This is a genomic window from Litoreibacter meonggei, from assembly GCF_003663885.1.
Lineage (GTDB): Bacteria > Pseudomonadota > Alphaproteobacteria > Rhodobacterales > Rhodobacteraceae > Litoreibacter > Litoreibacter meonggei.
Map to the genome: position 1 here is coordinate 152,914 of NZ_RCCE01000005.1, position 14,387 is coordinate 167,300.

At 55.9% G+C, this 14,387-nt stretch carries 12 protein-coding genes; 6 read left to right on the forward strand and 6 right to left on the reverse strand.

Annotated elements, in window-relative coordinates; genetic code table 11:
- The 5 genes from dnaA (at window position 1) to gyrB (ending at window position 6,962) form a co-directional block, all read left to right on the forward strand.
- Window positions 1–1,371, forward strand: coding sequence for a chromosomal replication initiator protein DnaA (gene dnaA, locus BCF46_RS14775; RefSeq protein WP_121025888.1), 1,371 nt, complete (start codon window positions 1–3; stop codon window positions 1,369–1,371).
- A gap of 108 nt (window positions 1,372–1,479) precedes the next feature.
- Window positions 1,480–2,598 (forward strand): DNA polymerase III subunit beta, encoded by a 1,119-nt coding sequence (gene dnaN / locus BCF46_RS14780; protein ID WP_121025891.1) that lies wholly within the window; start codon window positions 1,480–1,482, stop codon window positions 2,596–2,598.
- A gap of 9 nt (window positions 2,599–2,607) precedes the next feature.
- Window positions 2,608–3,714, forward strand: a complete 1,107-nt coding sequence (recF, locus tag BCF46_RS14785; protein ID WP_121025894.1) for a DNA replication/repair protein RecF — start codon at window positions 2,608–2,610, stop codon at window positions 3,712–3,714.
- Window positions 3,715–3,763: 49 nt separating this feature from the next.
- Window positions 3,764–4,384, forward strand: coding sequence for a LysE family translocator (locus BCF46_RS14790; protein ID WP_121025896.1), 621 nt, complete (start codon window positions 3,764–3,766; stop codon window positions 4,382–4,384).
- A 163-nt stretch (window positions 4,385–4,547) separates the two neighbouring features.
- Entirely contained in the window at window positions 4,548–6,962 is a 2,415-nt protein-coding gene (gene gyrB / locus BCF46_RS14795; RefSeq protein ID WP_121025899.1) for a DNA topoisomerase (ATP-hydrolyzing) subunit B, read from the forward strand.
- 48 nt (window positions 6,963–7,010) lie between these two features.
- On the opposite strand, the gene BCF46_RS14800 is transcribed toward gyrB, so the two are convergent.
- The 6 genes from BCF46_RS14800 to BCF46_RS14825 all read right to left on the reverse strand — a co-directional run bounded on the left by BCF46_RS14800 (window position 7,011) and on the right by BCF46_RS14825 (window position 13,323).
- Window positions 7,011–8,111: a flagellar basal body P-ring protein FlgI gene (locus BCF46_RS14800; protein ID WP_121025902.1), complete on the reverse strand. Its 1,101-nt coding sequence runs from the start codon at window positions 8,109–8,111 to the stop codon at window positions 7,011–7,013.
- On the reverse strand, window positions 8,108–9,118 hold the full coding sequence (locus BCF46_RS14805) for a hypothetical protein (RefSeq protein ID WP_121025905.1): 1,011 nt from the start codon (window positions 9,116–9,118) through the stop codon (window positions 8,108–8,110). Before BCF46_RS14805 ends, BCF46_RS14800 begins: the two co-directional genes overlap by 4 nt.
- A gap of 1 nt (window position 9,119) precedes the next feature.
- Complete coding sequence (gene flgK, locus BCF46_RS14810; RefSeq protein ID WP_121025908.1) at window positions 9,120–10,568, reverse strand: flagellar hook-associated protein FlgK; 1,449 nt, start codon at window positions 10,566–10,568, stop codon at window positions 9,120–9,122.
- Between the two features lie 20 nt (window positions 10,569–10,588).
- Window positions 10,589–11,896: a flagellar hook protein FlgE gene (locus BCF46_RS14815; RefSeq protein WP_121025911.1), complete on the reverse strand. Its 1,308-nt coding sequence runs from the start codon at window positions 11,894–11,896 to the stop codon at window positions 10,589–10,591.
- A 97-nt stretch (window positions 11,897–11,993) separates the two neighbouring features.
- On the reverse strand, window positions 11,994–12,812 hold the full coding sequence (locus BCF46_RS14820) for a flagellar motor protein MotB (RefSeq protein ID WP_121025914.1): 819 nt from the start codon (window positions 12,810–12,812) through the stop codon (window positions 11,994–11,996).
- A gap of 88 nt (window positions 12,813–12,900) precedes the next feature.
- Window positions 12,901–13,323 (reverse strand): Lrp/AsnC family transcriptional regulator, encoded by a 423-nt coding sequence (locus BCF46_RS14825; protein ID WP_121025917.1) that lies wholly within the window; start codon window positions 13,321–13,323, stop codon window positions 12,901–12,903.
- Window positions 13,324–13,455: 132 nt separating this feature from the next.
- Here BCF46_RS14825 and rocF point away from each other — a divergent pair, with 132 nt between their 5' ends.
- Window positions 13,456–14,385 carry an arginase gene (gene rocF, locus BCF46_RS14830; protein WP_121025920.1) on the forward strand — a complete coding sequence of 310 codons (930 nt, stop codon included), beginning with the start codon at window positions 13,456–13,458 and terminating at the stop codon, window positions 14,383–14,385.
- Window positions 14,386–14,387 lie beyond the last annotated feature (2 nt).

Below are 14,387 nucleotides of genomic sequence, written 5' to 3' on the forward strand. Positions count from 1 at the left end.
ATGACAAACGACACTTGGGGACAAGCACGTGAAACACTGCAAACAACAATTGGTAAGAACAACTTCCAAACCTGGATTGAACCGCTAACTTTTGTCTCCTGCGAGGGCGGCGTTGCCGAATTCGGAGTACAAACCAGCTTTCAAGGTGATTGGGTCTCACGAAACTTCGGCGACGAAATTCTGAGGCAGTTTGAAAAGCTAGGTGCGCCAGTTGATCGACTGAAATTTTCCGTTCACGCCAACCGCCCCGCCAGAGTCGCACCGTCCGCCCCAGCACCAGAAACCTTCGTGTCGAAGCCTACCAGAGCCGCAGCGTTTTCCGACGACACTGTCATCGGCGCCCCGTTGGACAAACGATTCACCTTTGATCGCTTTGTCGTCGGCAAGCCCAACGAATTGGCGCATGCTGCCGCCCGCCGTGTCGCAGAAGGCGGGCCTGTCAGCTTCAACCCGCTCTTTCTTTATGGCGGCGTTGGCCTCGGCAAAACCCACCTGATGCACGCGATCGCGTGGGAGCTGCAAACGCGCTCGCCAGAACTTAAGGTCGTATACCTGTCTGCTGAACAATTCATGTACCGCTTCATACAAGCACTGCGTGATAAGCAAATGATGGACTTCAAAAGCCTTTTCCGGTCGGTCGATGTTCTTATGGTTGATGACGTGCAATTCATTGCGGGCAAGGGCAGCACGCAAGACGAATTCTTCCATACGTTTAATGCCCTGATTGACCAGCAAAAGCAGATTATCATCTCGGCCGATCGCGCCCCGGGCGAGATTGACGGCTTAGAAGAGCGAATTCGCTCCCGCCTGCAATGGGGTTTGGTCGTTGACTTACACCCGACCGATTACGAACTCCGTCTTGGAATTTTGCAGCAAAAAGTCGAGCAGTATCGCGCCCAATATCAAGAGCTGAAAATCACCGATGGTGTGTTGGAATTCCTTGCGCACCGCATATCCAACAACGTCCGCGTCCTAGAAGGCGCGTTGACACGTCTGTTTGCGCTGGCATCGCTGGTCGGTCGCGAAATCACATTGGAAATGGCTCAGGAGAGCCTCGCCGACATTCTGCGCCAGTCTGATCGCAAGGTCACAATGGACGAAATCATGCGTAAGACTTGCGACTACTACAACGTGCGCATGTCCGACTTGTTGTCACCCAAGCGGTCGAGAAATATCGCACGCCCGCGCCAGATGGCAATGTGGCTGGCTAAGCTGTTGACACAACGCTCTTATCCAGAGATCGGCAAGCGCTTCGGCAATCGCGACCACACCACCGTGATCCATGCTGTTCGCAAGATTGACGAGCTTAAGGCACAAGACAGCCAAGTTGCTGAGGATGCCGAACTCCTTCGCCGGATGCTCGAAGCCTAATTGGCTTGACGGCCCCGCGATAAAAGCGGACTTTTCAACAAAATGTTTGCATAAGCGGGCGGAGAGGATACCTTCTCCGCCCCAGCTATCTTCCAAAGAGGGACGGATATGAAAATCAGTGTCGAGCGTAGCGCCCTGCTCAAGGCTGTGAGCCAAGCCCAATCGGTTGTCGAGCGCCGCAACACCATACCGATTCTTGCGAACGTCCTGATTGAGGCTGAAGGAAACGACGTCACCTTCCGCGCCACGGATCTCGACATCGAAGTGGTAGACAAAGCGCCCGCACAGGTCGAGCGCCCCGGCGCGACGACCGTATCAGCAACAACCCTGCATGAAATCGTCCGCAAACTGCCAGATGGTGCGCTGGTTTCTCTGACCGATGACGGGACATCCGGTCGACTGACTGTCGAAGCGGGCCGGTCCAATTTCTCCTTGGCTACGCTGCCAAAAGAAGATTTTCCGGTTATGGCGACATCCGAATATCAATCCAATTTTTCCGCCCCTGCTCCGGTTTTGCGTCGGCTGTTCGACAAGTCAAAATTCGCTATTTCCACAGAAGAAACAAGATATTATCTGAACGGCGTCTACATGCATGTGTCAGAGGCTGATGGTAGCAACGTTCTGCGCTGTGTGGCGACCGATGGCCACCGGTTGGCACGTATCGACGCCGAACTGCCTGACGGCGCGGCTGATATGCCCGGCGTCATCGTTCCTCGTAAAACAGTTGCAGAGCTTCGCAAACTTCTCGAAGACGATGATATGCAGATTGCGGTGTCCGTTTCCGAGACCAAGGTGCGCTTTGCAACACCCGACATCACCCTGACATCAAAGGTGATCGACGGCACGTTCCCAGATTACACCCGCGTGATCCCTCAGGGAAACACGCGCAAGTTGGAAGTTGATGCGACCGAGTTCGCCAAAGCAGTCGACCGTGTCGCGACAGTGTCATCCGAGCGTTCGCGTGCGGTGAAACTTTCGCTAGATGAAGATCGCCTGATTCTTTCAGTAAATGCGCCCGATAGCGGTGCGGCTGAAGAAGAACTGGCCGTAGCCTATAGCGACGAGCGCTTAGAGATTGGTTTTAATGCCAAGTATCTCCTCGAAATTGCAGGACAAGTGGATCGCGAAAATGCTGTGTTCATGTTCAACTCGGCGGGCGATCCAACTCTGATGCGTGAGGGCAATGACCAGTCGGCCGTCTACGTCGTGATGCCTATGCGCGTTTAACGCGCGCTCATGGCGGGGCTGTATCTCTCTGCGTTAACACTATCTCACTTCAGGTCCCATCGTCGGGTGGAGCTAGCGCTTGATGATCGCCCAATAGCAATTTTCGGCTCCAACGGATCTGGGAAAACCAACATTTTAGAAGCGATTTCAATGCTTTCACCCGGCCGCGGTTTGCGACGGGCAAAGGCAGATGAAATCGCACGCATGCCTGAATCGGTGGGCTGGAAAGTTTCAGCGCTCGTGCACAGCTTGGGCCAATCCCATGAGGTTGAGACGCGGGCTGAGAATGGCAGCAATCGAACGGTTGGCATTGACGGAAAGGCTGCGCCTCAATTGGCACTTGGTCGCGTGGCGCGCGTGGTCTGGTTGGTCCCTGCGATGGACCGGCTGTGGCTTGAGGGGGCAGAAGGCAGACGGCGTTTTCTGGACAGAATTACTTTGAGCTTTGAACCTAAACATGCAGAAATTTCAGTAACTTATGAAAAGGCCATGAGAGAGCGGAACCGGCTGCTCAAGGACATGGTTCGCGATGCAATGTGGTACGGCGCGCTAGAGGCGCAGATGGCCGAAGCGGGTGCTCAGATCATTGCTAACAGAGCGACTTCTTTGGGGCGACTGCAAGTGGCGATGGAGAATGCGCAGACGTCATTTCCGACAGCTGAACTATCTATCGAAAATCCCGAAGACGCTGATTTTATTGATAACTCCGATGCGTTACTCGCCGCCCTTCAAGCGTCGAGGCAGACCGACCTTCGTGCAGGACGAACTCTCGTGGGCCCACACAGAGCCGACATGAAGGCAATCTACAAAGCCAAAAATATCGAAGCAAAGCAATGCTCTACCGGCGAGCAGAAGGCGTTGCTCTTGTCTTTGATCCTCGCCAACGCCCGTGCGCTTTCCGAAGATTTCGGAGCCGCGCCCATTATCTTGCTAGATGAAGTCGCAGCACACCTGGATGCAGGCCGTCGCGCGGCACTTTATGATGAGATTTGTGCATTAAAAGCACAGGCTTGGATGACGGGAACGGGGGCTGAGTTGTTCGCTGAACTGGGCGACCGTGCACAGCATTTCGAGGTGTCGGACGACGAGGGTGCGTCTGTGGTGAACCTGCGATGAAAACGTACACTTCGTACACCACGCACATCGTATTGTACGGAGTGTACAAATGACTATTACCCCGATCGAGCTGCTTTTCTACGCAGGCGGGCTTTTCATCCTGTTCCTGACCCCCGGCCCCGTTTGGGTCGCGCTTTTGGCAAGGGCCATGTCGGGGGGATTCCGCTCGGCATGGCCCTTGGCGTTCGGCGTGGTCGTAGGCGACGTCATCTGGCCGCTCATAGCAGTCCTTGGCGTCACTTGGATCGTCGATCAGGCCAGTTGGTTCATGGATGTGCTGAAATGGGTCGCAGTGGCGATGTTCATCACCATGGGCATCCTGCTGATCCGCCACGCGGATAAAGAGTTGTCGGAAAACTCCAGCTTGACTCGTCCCGGCATGTGGGCGGGGTTCATCGCGGGTGTCGTGGTGATCATGTCCAACCCCAAGGCGGTCCTGTTCTATATGGGCGTACTGCCCGGTTTCTTCGATCTTACGCGGGTTACCGGCTGGGACATCGCCGCAATTTGCTTTCTGAGCTTCCTCGTACCGCTCTTGGGCAATCTGGTGCTCGCCGCCTCCGTGGACCGCGTCAGAGGGCTCCTGAAGGCCCCCGGTGCGGTGCGTAAGATGAACGTGGTGGCAGGATGGTTGCTCATTGGTGTTGGTGTGGTGATTGGGCTGAGTTGAGGACTCGTTTCATCAGGGACTGATGTGCGGGGATGAGCAGAGGATAGCGGATTGAAACCGCACCCCACGTCGCGGTGGTGTTTGGCACAATATCTTGCGTCATTTGCGTGACATCCCCCCCCCAAACGCCTATATTTCGCGCAACTTAAGCGGGAAATACCTCATGGCCGACGAGCAAGAAAAACAAGCTGAATACGGCGCAGATTCTATTAAAGTTCTCAAAGGCTTAGAAGCTGTGCGAAAACGCCCGGGCATGTATATCGGTGACACCGATGACGGGTCAGGCTTGCATCACATGGTCTACGAGGTCGTGGACAACGGAATTGATGAGGCATTAGCTGGTCACGCCGACGCAGTGAACGTAAAAATTCACGCTGACGGCTCTGTCTCGGTCAGCGACAACGGGCGCGGGATTCCGGTAGGAATCCACGAGGAGGAGGGCGTGTCGGCGGCGGAAGTCATTATGACCCAGCTGCACGCCGGCGGTAAATTCGACAGCAACTCCTACAAAGTATCGGGTGGTCTGCACGGCGTGGGCGTGTCCGTGGTGAATGCGCTGTCGGACTGGTTGGAATTGCGCATTTGGCGCGAAGGCAAAGAACATATTGCGCGCTTTGAAGGCGGCTTTACGGTGAAGCATCTTGAAGTTGTCGGCCCGACCGACCGCACAGGCACCGAAGTGCGCTTCATGGCATCGACCGAAACCTTTTCGAACCTAGATTACGTCTTCGAAACGCTGGAAAAGCGTCTGCGGGAACTGGCGTTTCTGAACTCCGGCGTGCGCATCATTCTGGAGGATGAACGCCCCGCCGAAGCCTTACGGACCGAGTTATTCTACGAAGGTGGTGTTAAAGAATTCGTGAAGTATCTGGACCGCTCCAAAACGTCGATCATGCCGGAACCGATCTATGTGGTTGGCGAAAAGGACGATATTGGCGTGGAAGTCGCGATGTGGTGGAACGACAGCTACAACGAGATGGTGCTACCGTTTACCAACAACATTCCCCAGCGCGATGGCGGCACCCATATGGCGGGCTTTCGTGGCGCGCTGACGCGGACGATCAACTCTTACGCGCAAACCTCCGGGATAGCGAAGAAAGAGAAGATTTCGTTTACCGGAGACGATGCCCGCGAAGGGCTCACCTGCGTGCTGTCGGTCAAAGTGCCGGACCCGAAATTCTCGTCCCAGACCAAGGACAAGCTGGTGTCATCCGAAGTGCGCCCGGCCGTCGAAGGACTGATGAACGAAAAACTGGCAGAGTGGTTCGAGGAGAACCCCAACGAGGCACGGATCATCGTGTCGAAGATCGTCGAGGCTGCTCAGGCCCGCGAGGCAGCCCGTAAGGCGCGCGACCTGACGCGGCGCAAAAACCCGATGGACATGAACTTCTTGTCGTCGAAACTGAAAGACTGCTCCGACAAGGACCCATCCAAGACTGAAATCTTTCTTGTGGAGGGTGACTCGGCGGGTGGATCCGCCCAAACGGGACGGGATCGGCAGACACAGGCAATTCTGCCTCTGAAGGGTAAGATTCTGAACGTGGAGCGAGCGCGGTTCGACCGGATGCTGGGCAGCCAAGAGATCGGCAACATGGTAATGGCGCTTGGTACGGGGATCGGGCGCGACGAGTTCGATATCTCCAAGCTGCGCTACCACAAAATTGTTATTATGACGGATGCAGACGTGGATGGTGCGCACATCCGCACGCTGCTTCTGACGTTTTTCTACCGCCAGATGCCCGAACTGATCGAGCAAGGGCATCTGTATATTGCGCAGCCACCGCTTTACAAAGTGGCGCGTGGCCGGTCCGAAGTTTACCTGAAAGATCAAGCCTCTATGGAGGATTACCTGATCGAACAAGGCGTAGACGGTGCAGCGCTGAAGCTGGCAACGGGCGAGGAAATCATAGGGCAGGACTTGCGACGCGTTATCGAAGAAGCCCGCACAGTGCGGCGCATCCTTCAAGCGTTCCCGACCCATTATCCGCAGCACATTCTGGAGCAATCCGCAATTGCGGGTGCGTTCGAAGCTGGTCAGGTCGACGGTGATTTGCAGGCCGTCGCCAACACCGTGGCCCAACGTCTGGACCTTATTGCACTAGAATATGAAAAAGGCTGGCAAGGCCGTCCGACCCAAGACAAGGGCATTCGCCTATGGCGTGTTTTGCGCGGTGTGGACGAAGTACGTGTGCTGGACGGTGGCGTTCTACGCTCAGGCGAGGCACGACGCCTTGGTCAATTAACCAAAAGTCTGCAGGAAACCTACGGCAAGCCCGCAAAGCTGGTCCGTAAGGATCGCGAGCAGCCGGTTTATGGTCCGATCGACCTTCTGCAATCTATCCTCGAAGAAGGCGAAAAGGGCTTGTCCCTGCAACGCTACAAAGGTCTGGGCGAGATGAACCCCGGCCAACTGTGGGAAACCACCCTTGATCCCGATGCACGCACACTTCTGCAAGTGAAGGTTGAGGATATGGCGGAGGCCGACGACATATTCACCAAGCTGATGGGAGACGTGGTCGAGCCACGCCGCGAGTTTATCCAAACCAACGCTTTGAGCGTCGAGAATTTGGACTTTTAGGTTTTGGGGGAGCGCTGGTTGGCAGAACTTTAGGTTAACCGGCGCTCTTTATTGAACTATGAACTCAGCATGCAGGGCACCTGCCGCCTTAATGCTTTTTAGAATATCGATCATATCCATCGGCGTAACTCCGAGTGCGTTTAGGCCGGAGACTACGTCTTTCAGCGTCGTACCAGGCGCAATTTCGGCTAGCCCCGTTCCCGGATCCTCGGCGATGGCGGCCGTGCTGCGCGGCACCACCACGGTTTCTCCGTCGCTGAAGGGGCTTGGTTGAATGACGACCGGGGCTTCTTCAATGGTCAGTGTTAAATTGCCCTGCGCGACTGCGACTCTTGATATTCGGACGTTCTCGTCCATGACAATTGTGCCAGATCGTTGGTCAACCACAACACGCGCGCGCCGTTCGGGCTTGATGATGATGTTTTCGATCCGGCTCAGGACATGAGCCGGTGATCGCATTCCTGTCGCGTCTATATCCAACTGGACGGTGCCCGAATCCAACATCAACGCTACCGAACGGCCAAGAGCCGAGTTGATTGCCATTTCAATCTTTTCCGCCGTGGAAAAATCAGGGGTACGTAGCGCCATTCGCAAACTGGACAGCGTCGAGAACTCAAACTCGACTTCGCGCTCAATCCGGCCACCCGAGGGCACAATCCCTGAAGTTGGCACACCGTGTACGACACGAGCGGCATCACCCTCTGCAGCAATTCCGCCAGCAATGACTGTGCCCTGAGCGACTACATAAACATCGCCATCTGCGGCGTTCAATGGTGTCATAATCAAAGTCCCGCCAAGCAGGCTTTTCGCATCTCCAATAGCCGACACCGTAACGTCGACCTTGCTGCCCCGCCGGCTAAATGCCGGCAGGGTAGATGTCACTAGCACAGCAGCAACATTCTTTGGGCGAAACTGCTCTCCGCCGACGTTTACCCCCAGCCTCTCCAGGATATTCACCATCATTTCTTCGGTAAACGGGGAATTCCGCAACCCGTCCCCCGTGCCGTTTAACCCGACGACCAAGCCATAGCCCACCAGATCGTTGCCCCGAACTCCGTCGAATTCGACGAGATCCTTCAGCCGAACGCTCGAAGCAGAGGCCAACGCTGGCAAAAAAGCCAATATGACGAAGAGTGCTAAGCGGATCATCTCAAATAATCCGACAATCGAAGTTGGGACGTACGGGCGGTCAGGACGTAGAGCGTCTCTATCTGGAACTGCACGGCTTCCAACGCACTTGCTGTCTCGTAAGGGTCCGCTGATGTAATTTTTGAGCGGGCCATTTCTAAAATACCACGCTCGACACGACCCGCAACATCCGCATCCGTAAGCAGGTTTTCGGAGACACCCGTATCGCGTTGCATCCCGATCAGCGCCTGCTCGGACGCGATCAAACCCTGCCCTGCCTGCGAAAGCACGTTTCGCTTCTCTGCCTGCGTAACCGTGATGACGCCTTCGGAGATAGCGGTCGCAATTGCCAAATCCTGCAAGATTGCGCGGAAGGCCGGGTCGTCGCCTTTCAATGGCAGGTCGATCCGGCGCTGCTCCGAAATGGCGATACCTGATTGTGGCCGGGTGCTGCCACCATAAGCAAGCGTCTCGAAACCACCGCCGCTATCGTGGAACCATGCGCTGACCTGTGTGGTGAAGTCGGTGACATCCGTCGCAACTGTCGCGATTGCATTGATGTGCGACATGATTTCGTCAGCCTCGATAAGTGGCTTCTGTCCGGTTGCAACGCCTGCAAACAAAAACTGCCCTGACACCTGAGTGTTTAGGTAAGACACAACTTGGCTTAATCGTCCCGAGGCACTGGCAAGTTTTGCGTCCAGAACATCCGGCTGCTCCAACGATGCTGCGGCTGTTAGGTCGGTACCGAAAGTGGAGATGGTGTTTTGCATCGCGGCCAAGCTGGTTTGCATCCCAGAGACGCGCAGTTGCAGATCGGATCGCCCTGAGGCAAAGCCATCCAGCCTCGTCAGAGTACGCTCCAATCCCGCCAGCGGGCCGAAATCCCCACGGACATGGCTGCTGAGGTTTTGTCGATCTCCGGTTGTTAACTCGGTCGTCAGTCGCGCCAGAGTCGTTTTTAGTCCTGCTCCCTGCCGGCGTAGCATCATGTTTTGGCCGAGATCACTTAGACTGCCATAGTTCATCTTATATCCTCAGCAATGATTGAAGCATTTCGTCGACCGCCTGAATGATCTTGGCGTTTGCCGCGTAGTTCCGCTCGATCAGCAACAGTTTTTGCATCTCTTGGTCTGTGTCGACGCCACCGGCTTGCTCTACGTCCCGAAATGCCTGAACACGCATAGCTTGAAAGCTTTGGCGTTGCTCGGAGGCATGCCGTTCCTGTCCGACTTGAGACAGAAAATCACCAATCAGGGCGGAGCTTGATCTCGCGCCGGCAAACACTCCGCTTACCGGCAACCGGCCGCTTGAAAACACTTGCTCGTAGGCGTTCAGCAGCGTGTTGTCAGACGCAGCACCTTGGACGGCGGCATTTATCCCGTCGCGCAACCGCCACGGGGCGTTGCCTGTCGAGGACTGAATCGCCGAGTTCACGGAAAGTCTGGAGGCAAGTCCAGCTTCGGCCAGCGGATTTAAAGCGCCGTCCGCGTCGGTAAACAGCCCTACCTGCCCGGGTAGCAACGTCGTGTCTGCCTCTGCTGCGCGGATCATCAGATCGCGCGACAAAGCATCCAAATTTGCCTGAACTGCGGGAATATCTTGATCGCGAAGGGCGAATGACGCCGCCAAAGAGCCGCCGGAAACAGCCTCAATGGCTGAGCCGCTAACGCTGGACGCCCCGAAGATTTGAAGACTGGACAGCGCACCGCTGGACAAGGTCATATCTGGTGTGATCACGCCGGTCGGGTTGAATTCGAACTGCGCGGCTTGATAATCAACGAGCGTCGTCCCGTTGGGCGTAACCAGCGCGATCTGCCCATAGTCACGACTGACCGCCTGAACGGGAACGATAGAACTAATGGTATCTACAATCGCTTGGCGTTGATCCATCAAGCCTGATGGATCTCCTCCTGAGTTCACTTGTCCGCGGATTTCTCGGTTCAGCCTGTCAACATCCGTCAACGCAGAATTCAACTGAACGACCTGCGCTCCGATTGAGCTGTCTGCGACCTCGCGCGCACTAAGCAGCCGCTCAGAAATCTCGTTAATCTTCGCAGTCAAACCCGTCGCGCTATCGACAACCGCACTTAGACGAGAGTTGCTCGAAGGCGTAGCTGACGCAGCGATCAGGCTTTGGTCAAACCTGTCCATGTATCCAGACAGGGACGAGGCCACATCCGGAGTGCCAATGGCCTTCTCAACAGATAGGAAAAAGCTGGCGCGAGTGTCGTGGTAACCAAGCTCCGCTTGCGCCAGGCGGCGATCCGCGATGGCGGTTTGGTTCACGACCCGCTCAACCCCCGAAATCTGCACACCCGCACCTTGGCCACCGACAGTTGCCGCGCCAAGAGACAGCTCCCGGCGCCCGTAGCTTTCGGTCATGGCGTTCGCGACATTAGCAGACACAAGTTCCGCCGCACGTGACACCGCCGTTAAACCGGAGACCGCATTGGACAGAGACGCAGAAAGGCTCATTCGGGAATCCTTACTCTAGATTAGCGTTTTATATTGGTGGTTTCCTGCAACATCTCGTCCACTGTCTGGATGACCTTGGCGTTGGAGGAATAAGCCCGCTGCGTTTGGATCAATGCGGTCAGCTCGCCTGCTACATCAGTTGTGGATTCCTCAAGTGCGTAGCCAAGAATGTCACCGGTCGGACCATCGCCTGCATCCCAGAGGAAGAACGACCCACTGCCGTTTGACGGGACATAGGTTTGGTTATCCATGGCGGTCAACCCGTTCGGATTCGGAAGATCCACAAGCGGGATTTGGTAAATTGTGCGGGTAATCCCGATATCAAAGGTCGCCTGAACGTAGCCGTTCGCATCCACGTCAACCGAGGTCATGTTACCAACAGGTGAGCCGTCTTTCGTAATCTGTGTTGGGGCAAAACTATCTGATAGCTGTGTCACGCCTGTACCAGATCCCAACTCGCCAATGGTGATATCAAGCGGTCCGCCATCAAGCGTCACCGGAAAGCTGCCAGTTAACGGATCGTAGTTCCCACCGACTGCAGACGTGCGCACAACTCCCGCCAAAGTGCCCCCGCTGCCGCGCGTGTCATCAAAGGTCAACGTGTACTCGCCTACTACTGCCCCACCGCTGGCAGAATCTCGCATTTCCATTGTCCATTGATTGGAGGCGCCAGAGACAGGAACGACGGGCGTATAAGTCACGAACAGGTTTTGCGAGGTGCCCAAATTGTCAAAATACTCAACTGACAACTCCAGTGAATCACCACTTGCACCAGCTTCCGTTTCAGTCGCAGGCAAGTTCACCCCAAGGCCCATTCGGGTCGTCGGCTCCCCTGCGAACTGGTTGACGTTGATCTGGATCGGTCGAAGCCCATCTGCCGTATCGCGCGGGAATGTCGGAACAGTCCCGTCAGAGTCAGCTGGCCAACCCATTAGGACCATGCCTGTATCTGTGGTCAGGAACCCTTGTGAATCAGTGCGGAACGACCCCGTCGTCGCCAGTCGAAACGGGATATCGCCACCTTGCAGGTTTACCGCAGATTCCGTTGTGATCGGCAGGAAGCCGCGACCACGAACCGCTAGATCAGTTGAATTCGTGGTCGTCAGAAGCGCCCCCGCCTGATCAATCAGGCGCTGAGAGGTCACGCGAACACCTCCTGCGGAGTAGCTGCCCTGACTGTTTGAGATAACCATCGAGTGGAACTCGGTTTCGGCACGCTTGTAGCCATTCGTTCCAGAATTCGCGATATTGTCGGAAATTGTCGACAGACGGCTTGCGTTGGCAGCCAGACCCGCGACGCCGGCATTGAGTGAAGAGGAAATCGTCATAATGCGCCTTTCTGAAGCATTCGTCTTGTGGGTCACCATGCGGTCGGGGCCTTAACATCGCGCTAACAGATAAAATTGGACCTAGATTGGTCAGTTATCAGCGCATCGAGCGCAGCAAAGTCACCTCAAGCCGATTGTTTCGAGGTGCCATCGGGTTATTAAGCAAGGGCTTGCTTTGGCCATAACCCGTCAGACGCTCGAACCGGTGCGGGTCCATGCCGTGGCCATCCATCAGGTCACGAGTCACATGCGCGCGATTAGTCGTCTCGTCCCATGCCGGGTTATCTATCAACACGCTTGGATAGGCTCTCGAATGGCTGGAGATCGCAACGCGGTTGGTAACGGTCGAGAACACATCCACCAGCATCTTCGATATCTCGCGCATCACCGCAGTTGGTTGACCCGATTTCGGATCAAACAAAGGGGCCCCCTCAAGGTCGAATATCTCAACCACCAAGCCTTCGTCGGTGACGTCAGTAATGATGTGTTCGAGGGCGAGTTCCTTGATCAGGCTGTCGCCGCCTTTCCCCAGAATACCGGTTGCAAGCTTCGCTAACTTGGCCTGATCTTCCGCTGCCAACGCACCGTCAGGGGAGTTTTTCGATATTGGCGCGTTGGGCAACCCTCCCTGCCCTGATTGCGGCAAACGGGTTTGCACAATAAGGGAGTCCCCGCCGAAAGCACCCGCTCCGCCGCCAGATACGCGCGCCACGGCGATCGTAGGGGTGAAGTAGTCTGCCAGACCTTTGCGTTGCTTTTCTGTCGTGGCATTCAGCAGCCACATCAGCATGAAAAACGCCATCATCGCCGTTACAAAGTCGGCATACGCAACCTTCCACGCGCCGCCGTGATGCCCACCACCACTGATAACTTTCTTGCGTTTGATGATAATCGGCCGAACGGCTTTGTCGCTCATGATGGTCCTCGCAGAATGTTGCGGGTGGACTAAAGCAGGTGCGGCTAAAATGTCGGTTAACAACTAAAATTGTATCGGGATTTCGCGGTTATCCTCTGGCACGATCCAACAACAGTGAGGTCTCGCTGCCCGTCACCCCTTGCACTTCGCGTACTTGACGCAAGACACGGTCAAAATCCGGTAGGCTGACGGTTTCAATTTGTGCGACCAGATCCCAGACGCCATTCGTCGTGTGCAAATCCACGATCTCGGGCATACGCTTAAGCTGCCTGATGACCGAAGCGGTTTGCGCGCCTTTAACCTCGATCATCATGATCGCGTGGATCAAATCATCGAACCCGACCTGACCCAGTTCGATGGTGAAACGCCGGATCGTGCCGTCACGGCGCATACGATCCAAACGGGTCTGTACGGTCACGCGCGATACTTCAAGTATACCCGCCAAGGTTGTCACCGAAGCCCTGCCATCTTGTTTGAGAAGCGCGACTAGTTTTTGATCTGTTGTGTCCATACACTACAAATACACGACAAATTATAAAACGAACATAACATTATGATAAATTAAATATCCATATTTGCCATACTGATTATCGCATATGTCAGATCACCCAACTACTCTACGGCAACCCTTCAGGAGAGCGAAATGACCTCGAAATCATGCACACTTATTGGCGCGCCCGTGCAATCCGGTGCCAGCCAACCCGGTTGCGTCATGGGACCAGATGCGTTTCGCACGGCCCGTTTGGCAGAAACCCTGGGTGATCTGGGCCACAGCGTCCGCGACATCGGCAACGTCACTGCAAGCGATTTGCCAGACGTGACCCACGCCAACGGGGCCATTCACGATCTGGCGCAGACCGTCGCGTGGGCGAAAGCTCTGGAGAGCGCCGCGTTTGATGCCGCTCAAAGCTCCGACATGCCCATTTTTCTGGGCGGTGATCATAGCCTGTCCATCGGAACCGTACCCGGCATCGCGCGCCACTGGGCGTCGAAAGACCGCCCGCTCTTCGTGCTGTGGCTGGATGCACACCCGGACTTTCACACGCTAGACTCGACAAGCAGCGGCAACCTGCACGGCACCCCTGTCGCGTATTTCAGCGGGCTTCCGGACTTCGACGTCTACCCGCCGCTGGCGGCACCTGTCGATCCGGCGAACCTGTGCATGCTGGGCATCCGCTCGGTCGACCCAGCAGAAAACGCCGCACTGGCGGAGCGCGAGGTGGATGTCAGCGACATGCGCGCGATTGACGAGCATGGCATAGCCGCCCCGTTGCGTGCGTTCCTAGAGCGCGTACGCAAAGCCGACGGCGCATTGCATGTGTCGCTTGATGTGGACTTTCTTGAGCCATCCATCGCCCCCGCCGTCGGCACCACCGTGCCCGGAGGTGCCACTTTCCGCGAGGCGCATCTGGTGATGGAAATGCTCTGCGACAGCGGGCTGGTGACCTCGCTTGATATGGTCGAGCTGAACCCGTTCCTCGACGAACGCGGCCGCACCGCCAGCCTTATGGTCGACCTCTGCGCCAGCCTAATGGGCCGCAAGGTTCTTGACCGCCAGACAAAACGCTTCTGAGA

Coding starts and splice junctions, on each gene's coding strand:
- BCF46_RS14805 (WP_121025905.1), bottom strand. CDS start 9,118: ATGAACTATGGCAGTCTAAGTGATCTCGGCCAAAACATGATGCTACGC.
- dnaN (WP_121025891.1), top strand. CDS start 1,480: ATGAAAATCAGTGTCGAGCGTAGCGCCCTGCTCAAGGCTGTGAGCCAA.
- BCF46_RS14815 (WP_121025911.1), bottom strand. CDS start 11,896: ATGACGATTTCCTCTTCACTCAATGCCGGCGTCGCGGGTCTGGCTGCC.
- flgK (WP_121025908.1), bottom strand. CDS start 10,568: ATGAGCCTTTCTGCGTCTCTGTCCAATGCGGTCTCCGGTTTAACGGCG.
- BCF46_RS14820 (WP_121025914.1), bottom strand. CDS start 12,812: ATGAGCGACAAAGCCGTTCGGCCGATTATCATCAAACGCAAGAAAGTT.
- BCF46_RS14825 (WP_121025917.1), bottom strand. CDS start 13,323: ATGGACACAACAGATCAAAAACTAGTCGCGCTTCTCAAACAAGATGGC.
- rocF (WP_121025920.1), top strand. CDS start 13,456: ATGACCTCGAAATCATGCACACTTATTGGCGCGCCCGTGCAATCCGGT.
- BCF46_RS14790 (WP_121025896.1), top strand. CDS start 3,764: ATGACTATTACCCCGATCGAGCTGCTTTTCTACGCAGGCGGGCTTTTC.
- dnaA (WP_121025888.1), top strand. CDS start 1: ATGACAAACGACACTTGGGGACAAGCACGTGAAACACTGCAAACAACA.
- BCF46_RS14800 (WP_121025902.1), bottom strand. CDS start 8,111: ATGATCCGCTTAGCACTCTTCGTCATATTGGCTTTTTTGCCAGCGTTG.
- recF (WP_121025894.1), top strand. CDS start 2,608: ATGGCGGGGCTGTATCTCTCTGCGTTAACACTATCTCACTTCAGGTCC.
- gyrB (WP_121025899.1), top strand. CDS start 4,548: ATGGCCGACGAGCAAGAAAAACAAGCTGAATACGGCGCAGATTCTATT.